Raw genomic sequence first — 22,495 nt, forward strand, 5'->3', positions numbered from 1 at the left:
CCGATTGGAAACCCAACGGCCGGTACAAAAGCATCCAGCCCGCGAGTTGCGCCTCAACCGGCGCGCCATCACTTTTCTTGTATGCCTGCTCATCGCTTGTATGCTCTGGGTGGTTATCTCGCTCTCTGAAAGTTATGTAGAACGCCGGTATTTTCATGTTGAATATACTCATCTTCCGGCCGATGTGATCCGGAGTACATTGCCCGATACCTTGTCGGTTGAATTCAGTGCTACTGGCTTTAATCTGATGTTCCGCGACCCGGGGCACGCTTCGGTTCGCATTGATCTTACTGGAGCACGGATCACACAGAATCAGTTGTTTTATTTCTTGCCGGGTACCATGCTGGCCAAACAGTTTTCGCGGCAGTTTGGTTCCGGAATGGCGGTAACCCGTATACAGCCCGATACACTGAAAATTATGCGGATTCGGGGAGAGGGCCAGTGGATGAAAGTGCGGTTTAAAGGAGAAATTCAGCTGGGTGTAAATCTTGCCGTGGCAGATAGTATTCGTATTTCTCCTGATTCGGTGCTGGTGAGAGGCTCGGTGATGGGTTCCGAGATTTATACTGTGAAAGTACCCCTCAGGGGTCAGGAAGGTCGTAATGCGCTAAGGGTACGGCTGGATATGCCAGAGAAGAATGCAGTGCCGGAAACGGATTCAGTGACAATCCAGTTTACTTTGGAAAAATTCACAGAAAAGGAATTCTCCGTTCCTGTATCGGTCAAAAATCTTCCCCCGGATCGCTCCTTCAAGCCGGTGCCTAAAACCGTTAATGTTAAGTGCCTGGTTCCTTTTTCCCTCCTTCAAGAGGTGGATGCGGCAATGTTCACGGCCTCCGTAGATTATAATGAAATCGCCGGTCAGAATTTGAACAAGGCGAAGGTAACCCTGCTTACGTCGCACCCGAAAATCCGCAGCCTCCGCTGTACACCGGAACGTGTTGATTTTATTCTTCGTAAATTAAAGTGATGTTAAAAATCGGTCTAACCGGAGGTATTGGCAGCGGAAAAAGTACGCTGGCGAAAGCATTTGCCGCTCTGGGTGTGCCGGTTTTTAACGCGGATGAGGAAACTAAAAAACACCTGGATGACCGGGATATTTTAAGCAAGATCCGGGAGTTATTCGGAGACCAGGTGCTGGATAATAACGGGAAAGTTGATCGCAAAAAGCTGTCGGCCATCGTTTTTGCGGATAATGTAATGCTGAACAAACTGAATGAACTGATGCACCCTGTTGCTGCGAAGGCGTTTTCCGGATGGGTGGCTCGTCAACGGTCTGAATATGTGATCAAGGAAGCGGCCATACTGTTTGAGAGTGGAGCCGATGCGCAGGTAGATGAAGTGATCACGGTTTCCTGTCCGGAATCCGAGCGAATCACCCGTGTATGCAAGAGAGACGGTGTAAGTGAGACAGAAGTTCGATCACGTATGAAATACCAGTGGACGGACGCGCAACGGGAGGCAAAATCACAGTACGTGATTCTGAACGATGGCTGCCCGGTACTGGAGCAGGTGCTTCATCTTCACGAACAGTTCAGGCGAAAAAAATGAAAATTCTCAGTGCATCACAAATCCGGGAAGCTGATGCGTATACGATCGCGCATGAACCGGTAAGTCCGGATGCACTCATGGAGCGAGCTGCCGGGAAGTGTTTCGAATGGATTGTCCGCCATTTTTCTTCTGTCAGAAAATTTACGGTGTATTGCGGTCCGGGGAATAATGGGGGCGATGGGAAAGTGTTAATACATATGCTTAAGGAAGCCGGCAGGGAAGTAGGCGAAAACGGAGAAGTGATAATTGATGCACTTTTTGGTACCGGATTGTCCCGCCCCCCGGAAGGAAAATGGGCCGAACAAATAGAAGCGATTAACAAAAGCAAAAAGCCGGTGATAGCGATTGATATTCCTTCCGGACTTTTTGCGGATGACAACGGTGCAGGCGACCCGGAACATATTGTATGGGCCACCCACACGCTCACCTTTCAGTGCCCGAAACTATCCATGATGCTGCCCTTCACAGGGAAATATTGTGGCAAGATACATGTGATAGATATTGGACTTCATCAGAGATTCATAGATACTGTCCGGACGAAATATTATTATACGGATGAGAGGTCAGTGAAAGAAATTTACAAGCCCAGGGAAAAGTTTTCCCATAAGGGAACCTACGGACATGCATTGATCGCCGCCGGAAAGGAAGGGATGATGGGTGCAGCAATTCTGGCGGGTAGGGCTTGTCTTCACTCAGGAACCGGGTTGCTGACCATGCGAATTCCCGGAGGTGAAAAGGTGGTGATTCAAACCGCTCTTCCGGAAGCCATTGTTGATGCGGACACTGGCGTTACTTGTCTTTCCGGCCGTATCCGGTTTGTAAATGAGACGGCTGTGGGTGCGGGGCCCGGTATCGGCACCGGAGAGGACACAAACTCTTTTATAAAATTATTGATTCAGGAATGCCCCGTGCCTCTGCTGCTGGATGCCGATGCGCTGAACATTCTTTCCGCTAATCCCACCTGGCTGGCATTTATTCCAGCCGGCACAATACTTACTCCTCATCCGGGAGAATTCGCCCGGCTCTTTGGTGCAGAACCGGACGACCTTAAACGTTTGGATCAGCTGATACGACAGGCGGTGCGGCTTCGCAGCGTAATTGTTTTAAAAGGAGCGCATACCTGGATTGGATTGCCAGACGGAACGGTGTGGTTTAACGCAACGGGTAATCCAGGGTTGGCCAAAGGCGGCAGCGGAGATGTGCTAAGCGGTATTATCACTTCACTGCTTGCACAAGGCTATCCTCCTTCACATGCAGCGATTTTCGGTGTGTATCTCCACGGTCTGGCGGCTGATATTGCAGTCAATGCCTCATCGGAGGAGGCGTTAATACCGGGTGATGTGATCTCCCACCTGGGAGATGCGTTTAAAGCCTTAGCTTGATTCCCGCATTGAACACAAACCCATCCAGCGGTGCCCAAACTTCTGTGTACTGTGGGGTGAAATGGGGCGAACGGATCATGTTTTCATACCTTGTTTGCCGTACGTCAGTAATGTTTTCTGCATTACCAAAAAAGGTATACTGCCTGTAAGTGTATTCCACTACCGTTCCGAAGGTCCAGATGCCAGGTGTTGTGCGCCCATCGGACAATTTCTGGGCGCCCTTGTATTCATAATCAGCACCTATACGCCACTTGCCGGGCAAGCTATAAAGCAGATCGCCTTTCAGACTGTGCTGCGGGGTGAGGGGAAGTGTCGTGTAACCTGAATTTTCAGAAAGTAAAAATGCGTTGGTATAGGTATAGCCTGCGAAAAAGACAAATTTAAAGAATCCGAATTTTAAAAAAGTTTCAGCACCATGACTCCTTACCATGCCGTCGAAATTTTTGTAATGGTAAATCCCGGAATGAAAACCGGTATCGGCCAGTTGGAGCGGCCGGTTAACCCTTGTTAAAAAAAACATTTGGTTGAAGGAAATAAAGTAATGTTTACCTATGGGAAATTTCATCCCAATATCAATACTTCCTCCCGCAGACATCTCGGTTTCCAGCTCCGCATCGCTGACAGGCAACACGTTCCGGAAATATATCTGCTCGGCTTCCTGATTAAAAAGCGTGGGCGTGCGATAACCCATTCCTCCTCCGAAACGAGTGGTAATGTTCTCCGTCCATTTAATCAGAAAAAATGACCGGGGTAGCCAAAATAATTCTCTGTTCGACTGCGCATCCAAACGCATGCCGGTTTCACCGTGAATTTTCTTGAAGAGAGTATAAGTAAATTGAACGAATGCACCAAGGGTTATACTTTCTTCATCTCTCGCAGGAAAGGAATCGGGACGGAGCTCACGAAATTCATGTGTATAAACATTCGCTCCGGCGATGAAGGTGGTGTTTGGCCACTTGCCACCGTAGGTAACCTCAGAAAAGGAAGAGAGCTGTATCCCGGTAAAACGGGTCGTCTGTAATGGTGCGAAGCGGCTGTTCATGTCCCTGTAGGACCGTGAAACGCTGTTTTTAAGTGTCCATACGCGATCCTTTACCGTGAGGCACTCCAGTTTCAGCTGTGATGTGACACGCTTCACATCGTTGCCTTCGAAGAAGAAATGCAGAGAATCTGGTTGTTCGCCACGTACAAGATGGGTGTCGCCACCTTTTCTTATCTCGTCTGTAAAGGTGGCGCCGGCAACCAGGTGAATCCGGTCAGTAATGTTGAACCGGAGGCGGGGATTCAGGTTGTATTTTACCAGATTTGGAAGATCAGTGAAACCATCTCCGTTCACATCATACATGGCGTGGGAATTTCGTTGGGCAAGAATAGAAAAGCCTATTTTCCCTTTTTTCCGGCTGACATATGAATTCAAATCGAATGCGCCCACATGTGAAGCATTCACATGAAGCAGGTGTTCTTCCTTCATTGGATCCTTGCTGATCAGGTTGATGAGACCGCTTATTGCTCCGGCGCCATATAGGGTGGAAGCGCCACCCTTAATGTACTCTATCTGTCGCAAATCGAGCGGGGGAATTTGCATAATGCTCAGGCTGCCGGTGAATCCTCCGTAGAGTGGAAACCCATCTTTCAGGATTTGGGTGTATTTTCCGTCGAGTCCCTGTATCCGGACATTGGCGGTGTTAGACGCAGCTGAAGTGGTCTGAACCTGGATACCGGTGCTGTGGGTCAAAAGGTGCGCAATCTTACTGGGATCCATTGTTGCTGACTCATCAATTTCTTCTGTTAGCACCTCCACTCGTGTGGGTATATCGGCTATGCTCTTGCTGGATCGGGTTCCTTCCACTACAATCTCCTCCATTTCCTGGATCGAATCATTCTGTGCATGCAATATGCCACCAGGGTTCAAACAGAAGAGAACAAGAGTAGATTTTAAAAGAAATACCGTATGCTTATTCATGACTCTAGTGAAGGTTAAACAGATTCCTACGGAAAAGCATTAACGCAATTCCGTTGAATACCCCTCCTATGACCAGCAGTACAATCAGGCGCTGCAGAAAAACCGGATCGCTAAGGGATAATTGTCTCCAGAAAATATCGTAGAATCCCTGTATTCCCCAGTAGTTCACGGAGAGAACGGATATCTTCTGCATGAACTCCGGCATCACAAAACTTGGAACCATACTCCCGCCGACGGCACTCATCACGAGTACAATGAGCGTGGAAAGGCCCTGTACCTGCACACGTGTCCGTGCCAGTGAAGCGAGAAAAACACCAAATGATGAACAGGCGAAGGCTGTGCAGAGAATCATCAGAAAAGTTGGAATGATCACAGGAATAATTTGAAGTCCGAATGCCACCCAGGCGAAGAGAAACATGACCGTGAGCTGGGCAATTGACATAATATTGGCAAAAAGCATTTTTCCAAGCAGGATGCCGTTGGGTGTTACCGGAGAGTACAGCAGCCGCTTTAATGTTCCCTCGCTTTTTTCGTCCAGCAGCCCGGCGCCGATTGCGGAAACAGAGAACAGCATCATCATGATGGAGGTTCCTGCCACTGCCTGTATGAGGCCGGGAGAATTTCCCTGCTCTGCCACCACGGGTACAGACCGGATGAAGGTTTTTCGATGCTGCGGCTGAAGGTTTAAGGGTCGGATAGAGTCGGGAATAAGTAAAGGTTCAATGATTGAAGCCAGGGTATTATAAAGGGCGCTCTGAAGAATGGTTGTTGAAGGCCCCTCTGCTTCGTCGTATAGAAACTCCAGACCGGGAAAATTCTTCCTGCTTATGGAATCACCGGAACCCGGTCCGATCAGCAGAACCGCGGCTCGTTCACCTTTTTTCACCATCTCCCTCGCGGAGTCGGAGGTGGTCTGCAATACGGTAAATTCAGGCATGGAATCAATGTGCCGGATAAGCATTTTACTGAATGGGCTACTGTCTCCGTCAGCTATCACTACCTCTCTGGGTTTTGGAGCAGGCGAAGACTTTCCTACCCCGCCGAACGCATAAGCGAACAGCGAGATCAGGGCGATGGGCAGTGCGAATCCCAGCAGCATCCCGCGTTTGTCGGACAGTACTAACCGTAAGTCTTTTAGAGCGAGCTTAAACATCAGTCACGAAGTTGTTTTCCGGTGAGTGCAAGAAATACGGATTCGAGATTTATTTTTTTAATCTCCACCTGAATAATATCCAGGCCCAGTTCAGAACATTTCAGCACGAGTTTCCCCAGGTCCGTTTTTACGCTGTGCGACGGAAGCGTAATCAGTTGACCGGCGTAAATCAGTGAGGGAAATTCTAGTTTTAGGTGATCCAGTTCAGCCCCCGTCAGGTTGGTCAGCTGAATATCTATGCTCTCTTTGACAGGACTCAGCGCCTTGAGTTCATCAATTGTTCCGCACGCTATGAGTTTTCCGCTTTCTATGATCCCAATGCGGTCGCAGAGTCTTTCGGCTTCTTCCATGTAATGGGTGGTATAAATCAGGGTCATACCTTCTTTATGGAATTTTTCCACCACTTCAAAAATCAGATTACGACTCTGCGGGTCAATGCCTACGGTGGGTTCGTCCATGAAAAGGATATGTGGATGATGGAGAAGCGCAGCAGCGATATTGATGCGCCTTTTCATACCTCCGGAATAGGTCTTGACTTTATCATGCCGACGGTCGCTCAGACCTACCAGCGTCAGGATTTCTTCCGCGCGATCCCGAAGTTTCTTTCCGCTTACACCGTAGAGTCCTCCCCAGAATAGCAGGTTCTGCCAGGCGGTCAGCTCTTCGTAAAGTGCAATTTCCTGGGGTACAACCCCTATGCTTTTTTTACACTCCGGGGCCTGTGTTTTTATATCGAAGCCAGCCACACTTACCGAGCCGGCATCTGCCGGGATTAAGGTGCTGAGTATGGAAAGGGTTGTGGTTTTCCCCGCGCCATTTGGTCCCAGCAGCCCGAAACATTCTCCCTGCCGTATATCGAAGCTGATATCGCTCACAGCGACATTGCTGTTATAGGATTTACTAAGATGCCGTACAGAGATCATAATCGCTTATATGGTAAAAATAACTATTTTTGGCGTCCTTTTCGGGGTGTAGCGCAGCCTGGTAGCGTACCAGCATGGGGTGCTGGTGGTCGTCGGTTCAAATCCGGCCACCCCGACCAATTTTCAGGAGGAGGTTCTGTCATCGTGAGTCAAGCGAATGACGGCCACTCCAACCACATCAGATAATAGCCTTCAGAAGTGAAGGCTATTTCTTCTTCTTGCCCTTTACCTTCTTTACCGTCTCCATTTTAAAGAGCTTCTTTGTAAAGTGAATACTGAAGCGATCCACGGTGATTGTCATGATCCATGCGAGTAGGCCCGACAGCAAGAGATAGAGAATAAATGTAATCAGTCCGGTTTTATTATAACCCCAGTCGAGATGATGATCCAGGAAGAACGAGGAGGCGAAAGAACCCAGTACGAGGGGATGAAGCAAGTAAAGCGAAAATGAAATGTTACCCAGGAAAAGCAACGGCTTTGTGCCCAGGATCTTTTGCATGATCGGGCTCATGATAACCGCCGCAACCACCATTATTGCGCCGATTGAGTGTATGAAAACGAAGTGATCCAAAATAGCCTGATTCTTTATAAAATCCCACCAGCTCATATACGCCCAGGCGAGCGACGGAAAGGAGCCGAGCAGCAGACCGCCTGCCATGAGTGTCCAGGGCAGAACCGTGCGGGAAAGAATACCTTCCGACTTTAGCGCGAGTTTTTCAAGAGAAAAAAGCATCATGCCGGCAAAAAAGCCAATGTAATGATCCATGTCGAATAAGAAGGCCAGGATGATAGCTGCCAGGAAGGCAATATTTTTTGATTTCAGTTTATGGGTTATTGCCAGCAATCCGAATACCAGAAAGGATCCGTAAAGCTCTTTTGACATCGTCCACATAGAGGTGTCATAATCATGCCATCCCTGAAACATCACCCGGTAAAAGAAAAATTCCAGCCAGGTGCCGAAGGAAGGATCCATGCGCCAGAGAGTTCCCATCCATGGTTCAGAGTGAGCGATTACGGATACTTCCAGGTGTTTATAGGCATTCAGGCGAAGGAGAATAAAAGAAAGGAGCAGGGTAAATCCTACCGGGATGAAAAGCCGGAAGTATCTTCGTTTGGCTGCATTCGTAAGAATGGAAAAATCCCCCTGGCTGAGGTATTTATGACTCAGCACGAACCCGCTCAGCACAAAGAAGATCATGACGCAGAAATTTCCGTTGGCGATGACATTGAGTGGACTCGAATAGAACCATAGTTCCAGCCCTTCGGTATGTGCTCTTTCGGGATTCCCGTCGTAGGCAGCGGTGTAAAATCCCAGCATAAAGTGGTGCGCAACCACGGCCAGAGCCGCTAATCCCCGCAAACCTTCAAGGTATCCTATTTTGTTCTGGTTGTCCGGGAGCAGCATCATGGCAGGTCAGTACCTCTTTAGGACACGTAAATGATGCGTATAGTTCCCGAGTTCCTCTTGAAAGATTCCCTGGTGATCGATCTTGTCGATCCTCACCTTGCCAGAAGCATGTAAAATACGATCAGGGGATAGCAGGATTCCCACGTGAATGATTTCTCCGTCTTTATTATCGAAAAATGCAAGATCGCCTGCTTTGCTTTCTTCTAAAAAACTTAACACCTCTCCGAACTCCGCCTGCTGCCGGGCATCGCGCGGTAGCGGAATGCCGCAGTACCGGTAAACGGATTGTACAAAGCCGCTGCAATCTACGCCGAAGGGAGTGCGTCCGCCCCATAGGTAAGGCGCATGGATAAATTTCATTGCATAAGGAAGAAATTCACTGAGATCAGGTTTTTCCGGCTGGTGAAAATCACCCTGGAATGAATAAATGTTTTCGCCAAGCAGGAAACTCCCTGCAATCAGTCCTGGCAAAAGACAGCCGGCCGTAACGGGATATTCCTGTGTAAGCTTCCTGTCTTTGACCATACCGGTAATTCCGCTGCAAAGGCATACAGGATGGGTAGAAATATCCAGAAACTGTGAGTGGGAGAGGGAGGTTGCTTGCGCACTGTTTATCCAGCCTTCATACCGGTCGTGGGTGATCCGGATCCTGTGCCATTCTTTACCTGACTCCAGAATTTCCGCTGTTTCACCAAAGAGCCATTGTGATACAAGTTCGGACTGGGAACGAGGTTCTTTCCGTACGGGGACAATGCTGAGGGTTGAAACTACATACATTACAGGCTTTCAATTACCATTGCGCTGGCGCCTCCGCCTCCGTTGCAAATTCCGGCTGCGCCTATCTTCGCATTGTTCTGCTTAAGTACATGGAGCAGTGTAACGACGATGCGTGCCCCTGAGCAGCCGAGTGGATGCCCCAGGGAAACGGCTCCGCCGTTTACATTCACTTTTTTCGGATCCAGTTTCATTTTTTGCATGTTTACCAGTCCTACCACCGAAAACGCTTCATTGAGTTCGTAAAAATGAACATCCTCCATTTTTAAACCCGCTTTCGCTACCGCTTTGGGCACAGCGAGCGAGGGGGTAGTGGTAAACCATTCCGGAGCCTGTTCTGCATCAGCATAACCCCGGATTTTTGCGAGTGGCTTTAATCCGAGTTGTTCCATTTTCTCTTTACTCATGAGCACCACAGCGGCAGCACCATCATTCATTGTGGAGGCATTAGCGGCTGTAACTGTTCCCTCTTTACTGAACACTGCCCGTAACTCTGGAATCTTGTCGAATTTTACGCTTTTGTATTCCTCGTCCTCCTTGAAAAATACCGGATCTCCTTTCTTCTGAGGAATACCGACGGGAACGATCTCTGCAGTAAATTTTCCGTTTTTCCAGGCGTCGGCGGATCGTTTGTAAGATTCGATGGCAAAATCATCCTGCTCTTTCCGGGAGATATTGCATTCTTTGGCGCACAGGTCTGCAGCTACTCCCATGGCGTAATTATGATAAACATCCGTGAGCCCGTCTTTTGCAAGGCCGTCAATGGCGCTGGCATTTCCGTATTTACTTCCCCAGCGCATGGTGTCCAGATAAAAAGGAACCTGGCTCATATTCTCCATTCCTCCTGCGATCACCACATCGGCGTCGCCTAGTAAAATGGACTGTGCGCCCTGCATAATGGCCTTCATCCCCGAGGCGCATACTTTATTGACCGTCGTACATTGAACATGATCAGGAAGCCCGGCAAATTTGGCGGCCTGGCGGGCGGGTGCCTGTCCCAGGTTGGCTTGTATGACACAGCCCATGATGACTTCCTGTACTTCGCCGGGAGCGAGCCCGATTCTATCCAACGCTCCTTTAATTGCAACAGCCCCCAGGCGGGGTGCAGGTACAGAAGCAAGAGAACCTCCAAAACTTCCAAGAGGAGTACGAACCGCGCTAACTATGAATACTTCTTTTGCCATAAACTAAAAGTTTGGTTTCAGTGTGTATTTGGAATAAAAATCAGCGATAACCTTAACTGCCTCATCGGCCGTATCCACAATGGAAAAAAGATCAAGATCTTCCGCACTTACATTATTTTCCTCGTTCAACATGGTATTGCGGATCCAGTCAAGAAGTCCTTGCCAGTATTTTTTTCCCACCAGTACAGTTGGGAAGTGAGCGATCTTGTTCGTTTGAACCAGCGTGAGGGCTTCGAACAATTCGTCCATGGTTCCAAAACCACCCGGCAAGGCAATAAAACCCTGCGAATACTTCAAAAAGATGGTTTTGCGGACAAAAAAGTAATCGAAGCTGATCAGCTTATCGTAATCGATGTAGGGATTGTGTTTTTGTTCGAAGGGAAGCACGATGTTAAGTCCAACGGATTTTCCCTGGCCGGCTTGTGCGCCCTTGTTGGCCGCTTCCATAATACCCGGGCCTCCGCCGGTGATTACGCCGTAGCCTTCTTTGGTCAGTTTATAGGCGATCTCCTCTGCCAGCTTATAATAGCGGGTGCCGGGCTTTGTACGGGCGGATCCGAAAACAGAGACGCAGGGACCGATACGCGCCATCTTTTCAAATCCCTCCACAAACTCTCCCATGATCTTGAAGAGTTGCCAGGAATCCCGGGCTTTGATTTCACTCCAGTCCTTGGATTCGAATGCCCGTCGGATCTTGTCGTCCTGTTCCGACATCAGGCTGTGGGTTGCTGTTCCTCCATTCTTTTGCGGGCGAGGTCGCGGGCAAAATCAATAAACACCTTATACGCAGGCGTGAAGGTGAATTTTTCTTCCGAACGTTTTTCAATGATTGATCTACGGCTGAGCATATTGATAAAGTTTTTTCTGGAATCTTTATCCTTCAGTTGTTTGTTGGAGTGGATCAGATCAATATAAGCAGAATTGGCAAAGTAATTTTCCACCTGGCTGATTTCGAATTCCGCATAGTTCAGCTCATCAATAAAGTTCTTCCCGTCGCGATCCAGTTCATAGCAGATCAATGCAAAAAATATGCAGATATCGCGGGAGGTGATTTCGCTTGTTTCCGAACTGATGAGGTAGGAGTAGTCTGTGGTAACTTTCAGCTCATAATCGAAAGAGGCCTTAAAGAATTCTGAATAAAATTCTTCCTTTTCGCGGAGTTCAATGAATTCCGGCTCGTTGCGTAACAGGAACTTCCCGTCAAGCAGGCTTTGCACGATGGTTTTGTGATACTTAGAATATTCCATTTTTGTCTACTTTGATCTTTGGTACACGATAGGTCATATTTTCGGTCCGAATCCGGTGTTGGGAGGATTTATCGGGGAACTCCAGTTTCAAGTCCTCCTCAAACAGCAGTGTGGTAAATGCAAAGAATTTTTCTTCGTCGAATACTTCTTGTTTTTCGTTCCATTCTGTCCCGAGAAAATCAAAGAAATCCTCAACGGGGAGCGACTTGTCCAGCTTATCCTTATAGGCTTCGCGGTCGAACAGCCAGGCAGGCTTGCCACTTCCGGCTTCATTGATATATACTTTTTCCACCCGTTCGAATTGTTCCCAGAATTCTGTAGCGTTCAGCTCCATGTGGCGATTGTATACCATGTCGCGTGAGGTTTTGAGCATCTGAGGCACAGGCACATCGAAAGGATCCTTAAGAAACTCGATGAATCCGGAAAGAATGATGGATTCCGTACGAATACGCTCGATCAGCGGTAACAATTCATTGGTAAGGATCTTCGATTGCCGCAGCAAATCGTCGTTGGTCTGCAGCAGAAAGTAATATAATTTTTCGAAGGCCTGGCGTGTTTGTTCTTCACTTACCAGTAATCGTTTCTCGTTAGCGAAATTGGCAATCTCGAAGAGCTTATTGGCGATGGAACTCGTATGGTGGATATCCAGAATTTTATTCATCGGGAGGATATAATATTCTATCCATTCCGATGCCTTCCGGATCTTATCGCGGTAATCTACTTTTTCCATATTGGCCTTCAGCTCCCGGGTCTTAGCGAGCAGCTTGAGGGTATTGTTTTCCACACCTTCAGAGAAATCGCGGGTTTCCGAGGTAAGGTCCGTCAGCCGCTGCATCAGTATGAACTTCTCCTCGTGTACGCCCTTTCGGATTTTCCGGAAAAGTTCTGAGATCGAGTGGTGATACTTCTCGATCGTTTCCGGAAGCATAGGTTTGAATTCATTCATGATGAATTCCAGCAACCCGTAAAACACGGTGCGGAATTCATAATCCGTATTCACATTCTTCAGGATCTTGTACTCAGTGAGCTTTCCTTCGATATCGTGCCCGTGACGTCCGCAGATTTCCTTCAGGGTTTCCTTCCGGATATAACCATCACGCGACTGCGCGTCGAAGAGCTCCTGGATCGGTTCATAATAATGCCAGAGGAAATAGAGTATGGTTTTGGGTTCGGTCCTCATGGCTTAGTTCTCGTTGACGTAGGACGGCGACCGTTCACCGTAAATGGCATTCACATTCTCGGAGATCGTGATCTTTCCCTTCTGCGGATAGATCATGTAATACTTGCTGAAGCCCGGAACGGGGTCGGGTGCTGCAAAGATGGGAATGAACTGATGCTGCCTGCAGAATTTAACAAGCTCCGGACGATTGTGTTTGTCGATGGTGGCTACCTCGTCAATAAACAGGGCGATCTTGTTCTCTGTGTCGTGAAGGGCCAGGCGGTTGATGATGCTCATGATGATCACCAGGCGGATCATCCGGTCCGTACCATCGGATTCTACCTGATGGGCCAGATCCACTTTCTTGATGGTTCCTTTGATGTCGAGATGTAATTCTATATCAAATAGTTCATCAAAAGAAATCTTTCTGGAATTGTCCAGGTACTGACTCAGGATCTTCAGGTTTTCACTTTCATGATCGAGTTCAAGGATGAGCTGATCTGTGAATTCCTGGATCACAGAAATCGCTTTGATTTCATCCAGAAGCTTTTTATTGTCGACCAGTTCGATGCGTAGCGACTCAATATCTGAGATGCGCGTTTTACTCAGACCATAGTTGAATTTATTGTAGATATAACTCTTGAACTCTTCATACCGGCGGAGGAGGGTATAAGCCGGATTGGCGAATTGTGTGGATATGGACTTCAGCAGTCCGTCGATACTCCGCTCTTTGTCGCCAACACACGCAATTTCCTCCTCAAGGAATTTGATAAAGAGTTCCTCGTCGGCAATATTGCTGTCGATTCGGTACCTCAGATCATGGAATGCTGCATCCTTTTTGGATTTGAGGTCGGCACGATCGTGTTGGTGTACTTTGATTTTATTGTAAAGCGCTTCCAGTGCTTCATTGCTCTCGTATTCTGCCGGTTCGATATTCATTTCCTCAAGTTCCAGCTTTTGGTGCTTAAGTTCACGGGCGCGCTCCTCCAGTGCCAGTTTTTCCCGTAGCAATTCATCCAATGACTCTTCCTTTCTAACGCTTTCCTGTTTCACATCGGAGAGTTCCCTTTCCAGCTTACTTTTCTCATCTGTAAGTTTATCCAGCTCTGCTTTGATGCTGTTCAGCTGTGTTTCCAGCTTGGGTTTATTCCGGATACGCCGAAGCTTTTCGTTAATCAGGTCGATTTCTGATTTTACCTGCGTGAGATCCTTCTGAGCTTTGTCAAGATCCTTCACTACTTTATAGATTTTCTGAAGGCTGTCTCTTTCTTTGGTTTTATATTCAAGCTCCGATTTGATTTCTTCCGCACTCCGGAATTCTTCAAGCTCCAGGTTTTTGGAAATGTCAATTTCTCCGTCGAAAATCTTAAGCGTTTTACCCTTTTTTGTGATTTTGGAAACCACCTGTTTGCCGGGCAGGGATTTCATTTGTTCAGAAAAAACCGAGTTCATCAGTTTCCGGACTTCCGGCTGATCCGAAATCTGATTGATGAGAAGGTCCTCGTAGTTCTTGATCTGCGTTGCAAGCTGATCAATTTCAGCATCAAGGGCAGCAATCCTTCCTTTCAGTTGGTCTGCGGTATAGTTTTGATTCTCGATCTGGGTAACAGACACTTCGATTTCTTTTCTCTTTTTATCCAGGTTCTCCAGCGCTTCCAGTAAAAACTTTTCCGGCTCAAAGGCATTGATCTCTTTAAGTTCTTTGTCGAGATGGTCAAAGAACTGCGCCTTATTCCGTACATCGGAGATCTTCTCTCCCATTCGTTGGTTCAGCTCATTTTCTCTTGGCTTCAACACTTCATGCAGCTCCGTTTTTACTTTAGTAATGTCGGTGTCTTTCTTAATTGCCTTTTGTTCCAGTTCGGGAACGATTTTGGCGTAATTATGGTTAAATGCGTAAAGAAGTTCCCGGACCACATTGGTTTTTGAGTTGTACAGGTTCACCTTGTCACGGAAAGCCAGAAAATCTTCTTTAATATGCCGGATTGCACGGATCTGCTGATTGATTTTCAGTAGATCTGCGATATCTTTTTTATTCTTTTGGGAAAAATTCAGGTTATCGTTCTCCCTGTTATCGGAAATGATGAGTGCTTCCTTGAGCGACTTATTATTGATCAGCTTTGTATTGATCAGGTAGCGGTAAACTTTGGAAAAATTATTCGAGAGGCCTTCCGTTTTTACGGTGTCTTCCAGCCACACCACCGAATTGTTCTTTCTTCCACGTTGGTAGACGTAATTAAAAACATCCGTCTTGGTACGAAACTGCATGGGAGGGAACCCTTCGTTGGAGAGCGTTTCTTTGATCTCATCAAAGTCCATGAGTCGTTGTCCCCCTTTCTCCGTCACAAAGAAATGTTCCTCACGGTAAGGAGTTTCGAATTTGAAATACTCCAGCTCACCTTCGCTGTCGCGCTTTACCAGAATGCAGTAATGTCCTTTTTTGGTGACTTCAAAAACAATAAACGAGTTATTGGGACTAGGAAAATAGTGGTGGATCGTGTCTTTATCGCCCCGGCGGTTTCCGGAGAAGGTCATTTTATTCCCATCCACAATGAATAGAAAGTTGAGGGCGTAGATGAGGGTAGATTTCCCGATGTTATTCGGTCCAACCAATTGCAGGGAATCGCAGTCGTCCATGCGAATCTCTGCTTTTCCATATAATTTGGAGTTAAGTACTACAATTCTGCTCAGCATAAAATGGTGATATTTAGGTGGTTCACCCGGCTTATAGGCCGGATTTCATTGCCCCGCTAAATTAACAGAATGAGGGTGCAGAACCCGGAAGGATTATCCACAAAAATGAGGCATTGTTAATAACTGATTCGGAGGTTTTCAACAGGACTCAGGCCTTGACTTAAAGTATTTCTTTAATATGGTTGTAGTGCCGGAAATTGGATTATAACTCCCTCATTTTTTAGCCTTTATGACAATTTGACTGTGTATATTTGACCGCTTGTCATGTTTTCCTCAATGGTCAGTATTTTGATAATTAAAGGAAAAAATTTGTAATAGAATGCAAGAGCAAAAGGAAGAAAAGGGTCAGCCTCTGGAGGAGCAATCTCCGGTGGAGGAGCAGAATGTTACACCTGAGACGAGGTTAGCGGAGATAAATGATAAATACATTCGCCTCTATTCCGAATTCGACAATTTTAAGAAGCGCTCTCTGAAGGAGCGGGTCGAATTTGCGAAATTTGCGGCAGAGGAGGCGATTACCGCCATTCTACCGGTTTTGGATGATTTGGAACGGGCACTGAAAGTTGGCCAGAATAGTTCGGACCCAAAATTTGTGGAGGGTATTCAGCTGATCCACCATAAATTTCTTAACGCACTAAAGCAAAAAGGAGTAGAGGAGATTAAAGCGGAACAAGAGGATTTTAATACGGATATTCACGAAGCCATTACGAATATTCCGGCTCCTTCGGAAGACAAGAAGGGTAAGGTTATTGAATGTGTGGAGAAGGGATATTATTTAAACGGCAAGGTTATCCGATTCGCAAAAGTAGTGGTAGGGATATAGCCTGCTGATAAATGAATCTATGAGTAAAAGAGATTTCTACGATGTTTTAGGTGTTCCGAAAGGAGCCACTTCCGACGAAATTAAAAAAGCGTATCGGAAAAAGGCCATTGAATTCCATCCGGATAAGAATCCCGGCAACAAGGATGCGGAAGAGAAGTTCAAGGAAGCAGCGGAAGCGTATGATGTGCTGAGCAACGCGGATAAAAAATCACGCTACGATCAGTTCGGGCATGCCGGAATGGGTGGGAACGGAGGAGCGCACGGCTATGGTGGCGGAATGAACATGGATGATATTTTCTCACAGTTCGGAGATATTTTCGGTGGGCATTTTGGTTTCGGCGGAGGGGGCGGACGACGCGTGAACCGGGGTTCAAACCTGCGTATAAAGGTTAAATTAACGCTTGAAGAGATTGCTTCGGGGGTCGAAAAAAAGATTAAAGTCAACAAATATGTTGCCTGCGAGCCCTGTAAAGGCACAGGTGCCAAGGCGGGATCCGGATTTAATTCCTGTGGAACGTGCAAAGGTTCCGGAGTTGTGATGCGCGTGACTAGCACCTTCCTGGGCCGAATGCAAACGACCACCACCTGTCCGGATTGTGGAGGAGAAGGTCAAACGATCAAAGACCGATGTACGAAATGTCACAGTGATGGTATTATCAGAGGTGAGGAGGTGATCAGCATTAATATTCCTGCCGGAGTAGGGGAGGGGATGCAACTTTCTGTTGGTGGAAAGGGAAATGCCGCGGCACGCGGCGGTGTGAACGGCGATCTGATCGTAGTGATCGAAGAGCAGGAACATGAACACCTCGTGCGGGAAGGCAATCATCTCCTTTATGATCTTCATATCAGCATTCCGGACGCCGCGCTCGGAACTTCCTGCGAAATTCCCACCCTTGACGGAAAGGCGAAGATTAAAGTAGAACCGGGCACACAAGGAGGAAAAGTGCTTCGCCTGAAAGGCAAAGGTATTCCGGATATCAACGGCTATGGCAAAGGAGACTTGTTGGTCAGTGTGAATATTTATACTCCTGCACATTTGTCTGCAGAGGAAAAAAAGATAATGGAAAAACTGAAGGATTCCAAGAACTTCAAACCCGATCCCGCCAAAAACGAAAGAAGCTTTTTCGATCGGATGAGGGAGTACTTTGAATGAGCACCCCGATTATTTCCACCGAGAACGTTGTGAAACGATTTGCCGGGCATACCGCCCTGGATGATATAAGTATTTCTGTGCCGGAAGGGAGCATTTACGGCCTGCTGGGCCCTAATGGTGCAGGAAAAACAACACTAATCCGGATTATCAATCAGATTACCGGACCCGACTCGGGTGTGGTACTTTTTAAGGGCGAAAGGCTAAATCCCGGCCACGGCGAACAGATCGGCTACCTGCCGGAAGAACGCGGCCTGTATAAGAAAATGAAAGTGGGAGAGCAATTGTTGTACCTGGCCAGGTTGAAAGGGCTCAGCCGGAAGGAAGCAATGAACCGGCTTCAGTACTGGTTCGAGAAATTTGAAATAACCGGCTGGTGGCATAAAAAGGTAGAGGAACTGTCAAAAGGAATGGCGCAAAAGGTTCAGTTTATTGTGACCGTGCTTCACGAGCCTAAGCTTCTGATTCTCGACGAGCCATTTTCTGGTTTTGATCCCATCAACGCTTCCCTGATCAGGAATGAGATCATGGAGCTGCAGCGGAAGGGCGCTACGGTGATTTTTTCTACACACAATATGGGAAGTGTCGAGGAACTTTGTGATCAGATTGCACTGATTAACCGGTCAAAAAAAATCCTGGAAGGTTCTGTCAGGGAAATCAAAAATAAATACAGGATGAATGTGTACGAAGTGGAGTTTACAGGCAACTGGATCGGGTTTGCGAACGCCCTGTGGTCGGGAGCGGAATTGATGGAAAAATCCGAAGACGCAGAACTTAAAAAGGCTAAGATCCGGCTCCGTAATGATCATACACCCAATGATCTGTTGAACGCGATCCTGCCTTTCGCAAAAATCCATGCGCTTCACGAAGTGATTCCCAACATGAATGATATTTTTATTAAGTGTGTCACCGACGGAAACGCAGGTAGTCACTCAGCTTTCACCGAATGAGCAGAGCTAAAAATAAGATCGGAATCATTATTCAGCGGGAATATTTTTCACGCGTGCTGAAAAAGTCATTCTGGATTATGTCTTTCCTGCCACCGATTCTGATCACCGGGCTTTTCGGACTGATCATTTATTTTGCGCTTCAGGATACCTCGGTAAGCAGGGTGGCGGTTGTCAACGAAAGCCCCATCTACTCAAAGGAAGATTTTAAAAACACATCGTACGTGCATTACGATTATGTTGAAGGATTGTCGGAAAACGAAGGTAAAAAGCTCCTCTACGCTTCTGATTATACCGCTTTTCTGTGGATCCCGCCCGGACAAGGGGTGCTAACGGGTCATGTGAATATGTATTACAAAAAGCAGCCCGGAATCATTATTGAGGGTACGATCCGATCTAATCTGGAAAATGTACTGTATAATTTTCTTCTTGAACAGGACAGTATTGATCCCCAAAAAGTAGCTAATGCACGAAAGCCCGTACGAATGGTAACCCAGAAGATCGACGAGCAGGGTAATGAGAAGACAATCAGCTCCGAAGTGAATATGTTCATCGGTTTCGGAAGCGCGATCCTGATATATATGTTCATTTTTCTATATGGGGTTCAGGTAATGCGGGGAGTGATCGAGGAGAAAACGAACAGGATTGTAGAGGTCATAGTAAGTTCCGTAAAACCTTTTCAACTGATGCTTGGAAAGATCATTGGCGTTTCACTGGTTGGTCTCACGCAACTGTTGTTATGGGGAGCACTTACAGGAATACTTGTTTCTTTTACGGGCGGAATGATTGCCGACAATCCCGACCTGGTTCTTCAGCAGGTGCAGCCAAAGCAGGAGATTATTAAAATGGGTGCCAATGTAAACGCGCTGGATCTGACACCGGAAAGAAGGGATGATCCAAAAAATACCATTGCAAATATCTACAGTGCGCTTGCGAATCAAAATATTCCTTTGCTCGTAGTGTCATTCCTGTTCTATTTTCTTGGCGGATATTTGTTGTATGGCGCATTTTTCGCGGCCTTTGGCAGCGCGGTTGACAGTGAAACAGATACGCAGCAATTTATGCTGCCGGTTTCCATTCCGCTAATCATGGGATTTATGGCAGCACAATTCGTGATGCAGAACCCCGAGGGATCAGTTGGTTTTTGGCTTTCTATATTCCCCCTTACCTCCCCGGTTGTTATGATGGTTCGCCTGCCCTTCGGGGTTCCCGGATGGGAACTGGCTTTGTCCATGTTCCTTCTGGTCATTGCATTTGTATTTACTACCTGGCTGGCCGGAAGAATTTATCGCACTGGAATTCTCATGTACGGAAAGAAAACAACGTGGAAGGAATTAGGTAAATGGTTATTTTATAAAGGATGATCGTCGGCATTATTGATCTGGGTACCAATACTTTTAATCTGTTGATTGTTGAATCGAACAGGGAAGAGCAGAAACGTCTGTTCAAGACAAAGATACCGGTGAGGCTGGGGGAAGGTGGGATGGAAAAGAAGAATATTCAACCGGCCGCCTTTGAGCGGGGGATTTCTGCACTGAAACAATTCAAGGACATTGGAAAAGCAAGAGGAGTACAGAACTGGGTTGCCTATGGTACCTCCGCACTTCGAACCGCCAAGAATGCAGCAAAATTTATTGCTGAGGCAAAAAAGCTAACCGGATTGGAAATTACAATCATTCCGGGTTTCAAAGAAGCGGAATTCATCTACCGCGGAGTGAAGGCCGGGATTGAAATAGGAGAGGAGCCCGTTCTTATTCTGGACATCGGCGGAGGAAGTAATGAATTTATTATTGCCAACAGTAAGGAGGTATTCTGGAAGGAGAGTGTTGATCTCGGGATGCAACGGCTAATGGAAAAATTTAAGATCAAGGATCCGTTCAATGAGACCGTACAGGAAAAACTGACTGCCCACTTTGACGCTTTCCTGAAAAATCTGGAAACGGCCATTGCCCTTCACAAGCCGAAAGTACTCATCGGCGCAGCCGGATCATTTGAATCCTTTGTGCTTATTCTGAATAACGCAGATAAGTTTTCTGATGTTGCCGGGAAGAATTCCTACTGCGACATTGACATTAAAAAGTTCATGCTTCTGGAGGAACAACTGCGGAGTTCAAAACATGCCGAGCGCGAAAAAATGAAAGGACTGGAGTCTTTCCGCGTAGACGCCATTGTGCCGGCGGCATTCTTCACGAGGTACATTTTAAAAAAATGTAACCTGCGCCAATTCCGTATGACTACTCATAGTCTGAAGGACGGAATTGACACAGGCCGGATGATTTTTAAGCCGGTTAGGATCTGATGCCTTGTCCGAAGGCTATAATTTTTTATACACACTTGTTCCAATGAATTTCTGGCTGCATTGGTATTCTTTCAGCCGGAGTTCGGAGGAAGAGGCTTTGAGTACCTCCATCTCCCTGGGATCAATGGTTACCGCCGGATCATCAGGCATATCTTTGCAATCGTAAAATTTTAGCGTGGAAGTGCCGCGAAAAGTCCATTTGCCCATCTCAATAACCTTCCCCTTAAGTTTGATGGAATAAGTACTGTCCTTGCTGATCTGAAGCATGGGAAGATGTATCCCAAAATCACATTCATGCTCCACATCTTTGTCCTTTCCCTTCACCATCTCCTTGATGATGTAGGTGTGCTTGTCCATTTTCCATAAGCCAACAAGGTTATGTGGGTCAATAGCTTTTTGTGTGAAAGCGAACAGGAGAAGTCCGCCTATGGAGTATAAGAATAGCTTTTTCATTTCCCGAATGTACGATTTCAACGCATGGATATGCAAAATCGGTGACGTTAAGCTTATTCGCCGGCCGGTATGTATTTTATCCGCGGGCAGCAGGTACATACCTTACCGCCATTCCACCCTGCTTTGCCTCAATTATTTGGCTATGAAGGAACTGCCGCCCACTTACCTGGAGACGCACCCACCTGCCCACTTTTTTCTTACTTTTACCCTTCACTAATCAAGCGGAATGCCTCGAATTCTCATCATTGACGACGAAAAAAGTATCCGGAAAACACTCAGGGAAATACTTGAGTACGAGAACTTTAAGGTTGATGAAGCGCAGGATGGTCTGGAGGGATTGACCCTGGCTCAAAAGGAAAAGTTTGATATCGTGCTCTGCGACATCAAAATGCCGAAAATGGATGGAATGGAAGTGCTTGAAAAGCTCATGACTTCTAATCCCGACACACCCGTAGTCATGATCTCCGGACACGGGAATATTGAAACGGCTGTTGAGTCGGTGAAAATCGGGGCTTACGATTTTATTCAAAAGCCTTTGGACCTGAATCGCCTGCTGGTGACTATCCGTAATGCGATGGATAAAAGTTCCCTTGTTACGGAGACTAAAACCCTCAAGAAGAAAATCAGCAAAACATTCGATATGATCGGCGATTCAAAAGGAATTGCGCAGATCAAGGAAATGATCGAACGTGTTGCACCTACCGACGCCCGTGTATTAATCACCGGAGAGAATGGAACAGGCAAGGAGTTGGTAGCGCGCTGGATTCATGAAAAGTCAAACCGTTCCAACGGACCAATGGTGGAAGTGAATTGCGCCGCCATACCTTCAGAACTTATAGAATCTGAACTGTTTGGTCATGAAAAGGGAGCTTTTACATCTGCAGTAGCTCAACGCAAGGGAAAGTTTGAAGTGGCTGAAGGTGGCACCTTGTTCCTGGATGAAATCGGAGATATGTCGCTCTCCGCACAGGCAAAAGTTTTGCGCGCCTTACAGGAAAATAAAATAACACGGGTGGGGGGCGATAAAGAAATTAAAGTGAATGTGCGCGTCATCGCAGCAACAAACAAAGATCTGCAGAAGGAGATTAAAGAAGGTAGATTCAGAGAAGACCTGTATCATCGATTATCAGTGATTCTGATTCACGTTCCTTCCCTGAACGACCGGCGTGATGATATTCCTCTGTTGGTGGAGCACTTCTCACGCATCATCGTAGATGAGCAGGGTATGCAACCCAAGACCTTCACCAAAGAATGTATCAGGGAACTACAAAAACTGAACTGGACCGGTAATATCAGAGAACTGCGAAATGTTGTTGAACGCTTGCTGATTCTGTGTGACAAGCAAATCAGCGACAAGGATGTTCAGCAGTATGTAAAAAAGTGAG

Annotated in this window: 20 protein-coding genes and 1 tRNA gene; 10 read left to right on the top strand and 11 right to left on the bottom strand. The window is 46.9% G+C overall.

Translation table 11 applies throughout. The annotated features are described in order from the left end of the window. Positions 1–4 precede the first annotated feature (4 nt). The 3 genes from IT233_05395 to IT233_05405 are packed head-to-tail and all read left to right on the top strand — an operon-like array spanning position 5 to position 2,933. Complete coding sequence (locus IT233_05395) at positions 5–970, top strand: hypothetical protein (GenBank protein MCC7302057.1); 966 nt, start codon at positions 5–7, stop codon at positions 968–970. Next, complete coding sequence (locus tag IT233_05400; protein ID MCC7302058.1) at positions 970–1,551, top strand: dephospho-CoA kinase; 582 nt, start codon at positions 970–972, stop codon at positions 1,549–1,551. Before IT233_05395 ends, IT233_05400 begins: the two co-directional genes overlap by 1 nt. Then, positions 1,548–2,933 carry an NAD(P)H-hydrate dehydratase gene (locus tag IT233_05405; protein MCC7302059.1) on the top strand — a complete coding sequence of 462 codons (1,386 nt, stop codon included), beginning with the start codon at positions 1,548–1,550 and terminating at the stop codon, positions 2,931–2,933. Before IT233_05400 ends, IT233_05405 begins: the two co-directional genes overlap by 4 nt. Here the strand turns inward: IT233_05405 and IT233_05410 are convergent. The 3 genes from IT233_05410 to IT233_05420 are packed head-to-tail and all read right to left on the bottom strand — an operon-like array spanning position 2,917 to position 6,972. Then, positions 2,917–4,896 carry a TonB-dependent receptor plug domain-containing protein gene (locus tag IT233_05410; GenBank protein MCC7302060.1) on the bottom strand — a complete coding sequence of 660 codons (1,980 nt, stop codon included), beginning with the start codon at positions 4,894–4,896 and terminating at the stop codon, positions 2,917–2,919. The genes IT233_05405 and IT233_05410 overlap by 17 nt on opposite strands. Before the next feature lie 4 nt (positions 4,897–4,900). After that, the gene (locus IT233_05415) at positions 4,901–6,049 is read right to left on the bottom strand and encodes an ABC transporter permease (GenBank protein ID MCC7302061.1); all 1,149 of its coding nucleotides are present in this window, start codon (positions 6,047–6,049) and stop codon (positions 4,901–4,903) included. Beyond that, entirely contained in the window at positions 6,049–6,972 is a 924-nt protein-coding gene (locus tag IT233_05420; protein ID MCC7302062.1) for an ABC transporter ATP-binding protein, read from the bottom strand. Before IT233_05420 ends, IT233_05415 begins: the two co-directional genes overlap by 1 nt. A 42-nt stretch (positions 6,973–7,014) precedes the next feature. Between IT233_05420 and IT233_05425 the strand changes: the two genes are divergently transcribed. Beyond that, positions 7,015–7,091, top strand: a tRNA-Pro gene (locus tag IT233_05425). Positions 7,092–7,177: 86 nt separating this feature from the next. Here IT233_05425 and IT233_05430 read toward each other — a convergent pair. The 7 genes from IT233_05430 to IT233_05460 are packed head-to-tail and all read right to left on the bottom strand — an operon-like array spanning position 7,178 to position 15,438. Further along, complete coding sequence (locus IT233_05430) at positions 7,178–8,380, bottom strand: acyltransferase (GenBank protein MCC7302063.1); 1,203 nt, start codon at positions 8,378–8,380, stop codon at positions 7,178–7,180. Between the two features lie 6 nt (positions 8,381–8,386). Next, positions 8,387–9,157 (bottom strand): C40 family peptidase, encoded by a 771-nt coding sequence (locus tag IT233_05435; GenBank protein MCC7302064.1) that lies wholly within the window; start codon positions 9,155–9,157, stop codon positions 8,387–8,389. Further along, entirely contained in the window at positions 9,157–10,338 is a 1,182-nt protein-coding gene (locus IT233_05440) for an acetyl-CoA C-acyltransferase (protein ID MCC7302065.1), read from the bottom strand. Before IT233_05440 ends, IT233_05435 begins: the two co-directional genes overlap by 1 nt. A 3-nt stretch (positions 10,339–10,341) precedes the next feature. Beyond that, positions 10,342–11,052: a TIGR00730 family Rossman fold protein gene (locus IT233_05445; protein ID MCC7302066.1), complete on the bottom strand. Its 711-nt coding sequence runs from the start codon at positions 11,050–11,052 to the stop codon at positions 10,342–10,344. Next, positions 11,052–11,585 carry a hypothetical protein gene (locus IT233_05450; protein MCC7302067.1) on the bottom strand — a complete coding sequence of 178 codons (534 nt, stop codon included), beginning with the start codon at positions 11,583–11,585 and terminating at the stop codon, positions 11,052–11,054. Before IT233_05450 ends, IT233_05445 begins: the two co-directional genes overlap by 1 nt. Then, entirely contained in the window at positions 11,572–12,765 is a 1,194-nt protein-coding gene (locus IT233_05455) for a hypothetical protein (GenBank protein MCC7302068.1), read from the bottom strand. Before IT233_05455 ends, IT233_05450 begins: the two co-directional genes overlap by 14 nt. Before the next feature lie 3 nt (positions 12,766–12,768). Next, positions 12,769–15,438: a hypothetical protein gene (locus IT233_05460; protein ID MCC7302069.1), complete on the bottom strand. Its 2,670-nt coding sequence runs from the start codon at positions 15,436–15,438 to the stop codon at positions 12,769–12,771. A 319-nt stretch (positions 15,439–15,757) separates the two neighbouring features. Here IT233_05460 and IT233_05465 point away from each other — a divergent pair, with 319 nt between their 5' ends. Genes IT233_05465 through IT233_05485 form a run of 5 tightly spaced genes read left to right on the top strand, consistent with a single transcriptional unit; the run spans position 15,758 to position 20,657 of the window. Beyond that, entirely contained in the window at positions 15,758–16,261 is a 504-nt protein-coding gene (locus IT233_05465; GenBank protein ID MCC7302070.1) for a nucleotide exchange factor GrpE, read from the top strand. Between the two features lie 19 nt (positions 16,262–16,280). Further along, positions 16,281–17,414: a molecular chaperone DnaJ gene (gene dnaJ, locus IT233_05470; GenBank protein MCC7302071.1), complete on the top strand. Its 1,134-nt coding sequence runs from the start codon at positions 16,281–16,283 to the stop codon at positions 17,412–17,414. Continuing rightward, complete coding sequence (locus IT233_05475) at positions 17,411–18,361, top strand: ATP-binding cassette domain-containing protein (protein ID MCC7302072.1); 951 nt, start codon at positions 17,411–17,413, stop codon at positions 18,359–18,361. The genes dnaJ and IT233_05475 overlap by 4 nt, the downstream gene beginning before the upstream one ends. Continuing rightward, positions 18,358–19,722, top strand: coding sequence for an ABC transporter permease (locus IT233_05480; GenBank protein ID MCC7302073.1), 1,365 nt, complete (start codon positions 18,358–18,360; stop codon positions 19,720–19,722). The genes IT233_05475 and IT233_05480 overlap by 4 nt, the downstream gene beginning before the upstream one ends. Next, positions 19,719–20,657 (top strand): exopolyphosphatase, encoded by a 939-nt coding sequence (locus IT233_05485; GenBank protein ID MCC7302074.1) that lies wholly within the window; start codon positions 19,719–19,721, stop codon positions 20,655–20,657. The genes IT233_05480 and IT233_05485 overlap by 4 nt, the downstream gene beginning before the upstream one ends. Before the next feature lie 15 nt (positions 20,658–20,672). Here IT233_05485 and IT233_05490 read toward each other — a convergent pair whose 3' ends face one another. Continuing rightward, a complete protein-coding gene (locus IT233_05490; GenBank protein ID MCC7302075.1) occupies positions 20,673–21,110 on the bottom strand; it encodes a hypothetical protein in 438 nt (145 codons plus the stop codon). 226 nt (positions 21,111–21,336) lie between these two features. Here IT233_05490 and IT233_05495 point away from each other — a divergent pair, with 226 nt between their 5' ends. Beyond that, positions 21,337–22,494 carry a sigma-54-dependent Fis family transcriptional regulator gene (locus IT233_05495; protein ID MCC7302076.1) on the top strand — a complete coding sequence of 386 codons (1,158 nt, stop codon included), beginning with the start codon at positions 21,337–21,339 and terminating at the stop codon, positions 22,492–22,494. Position 22,495: the final 1 nt, after the last annotated feature.

Source organism: Bacteroidia bacterium, assembly GCA_020852255.1.
In the GTDB taxonomy this organism is placed as follows: Bacteria; Bacteroidota; Bacteroidia; order JADZBD01; family JADZBD01; genus JADZBD01.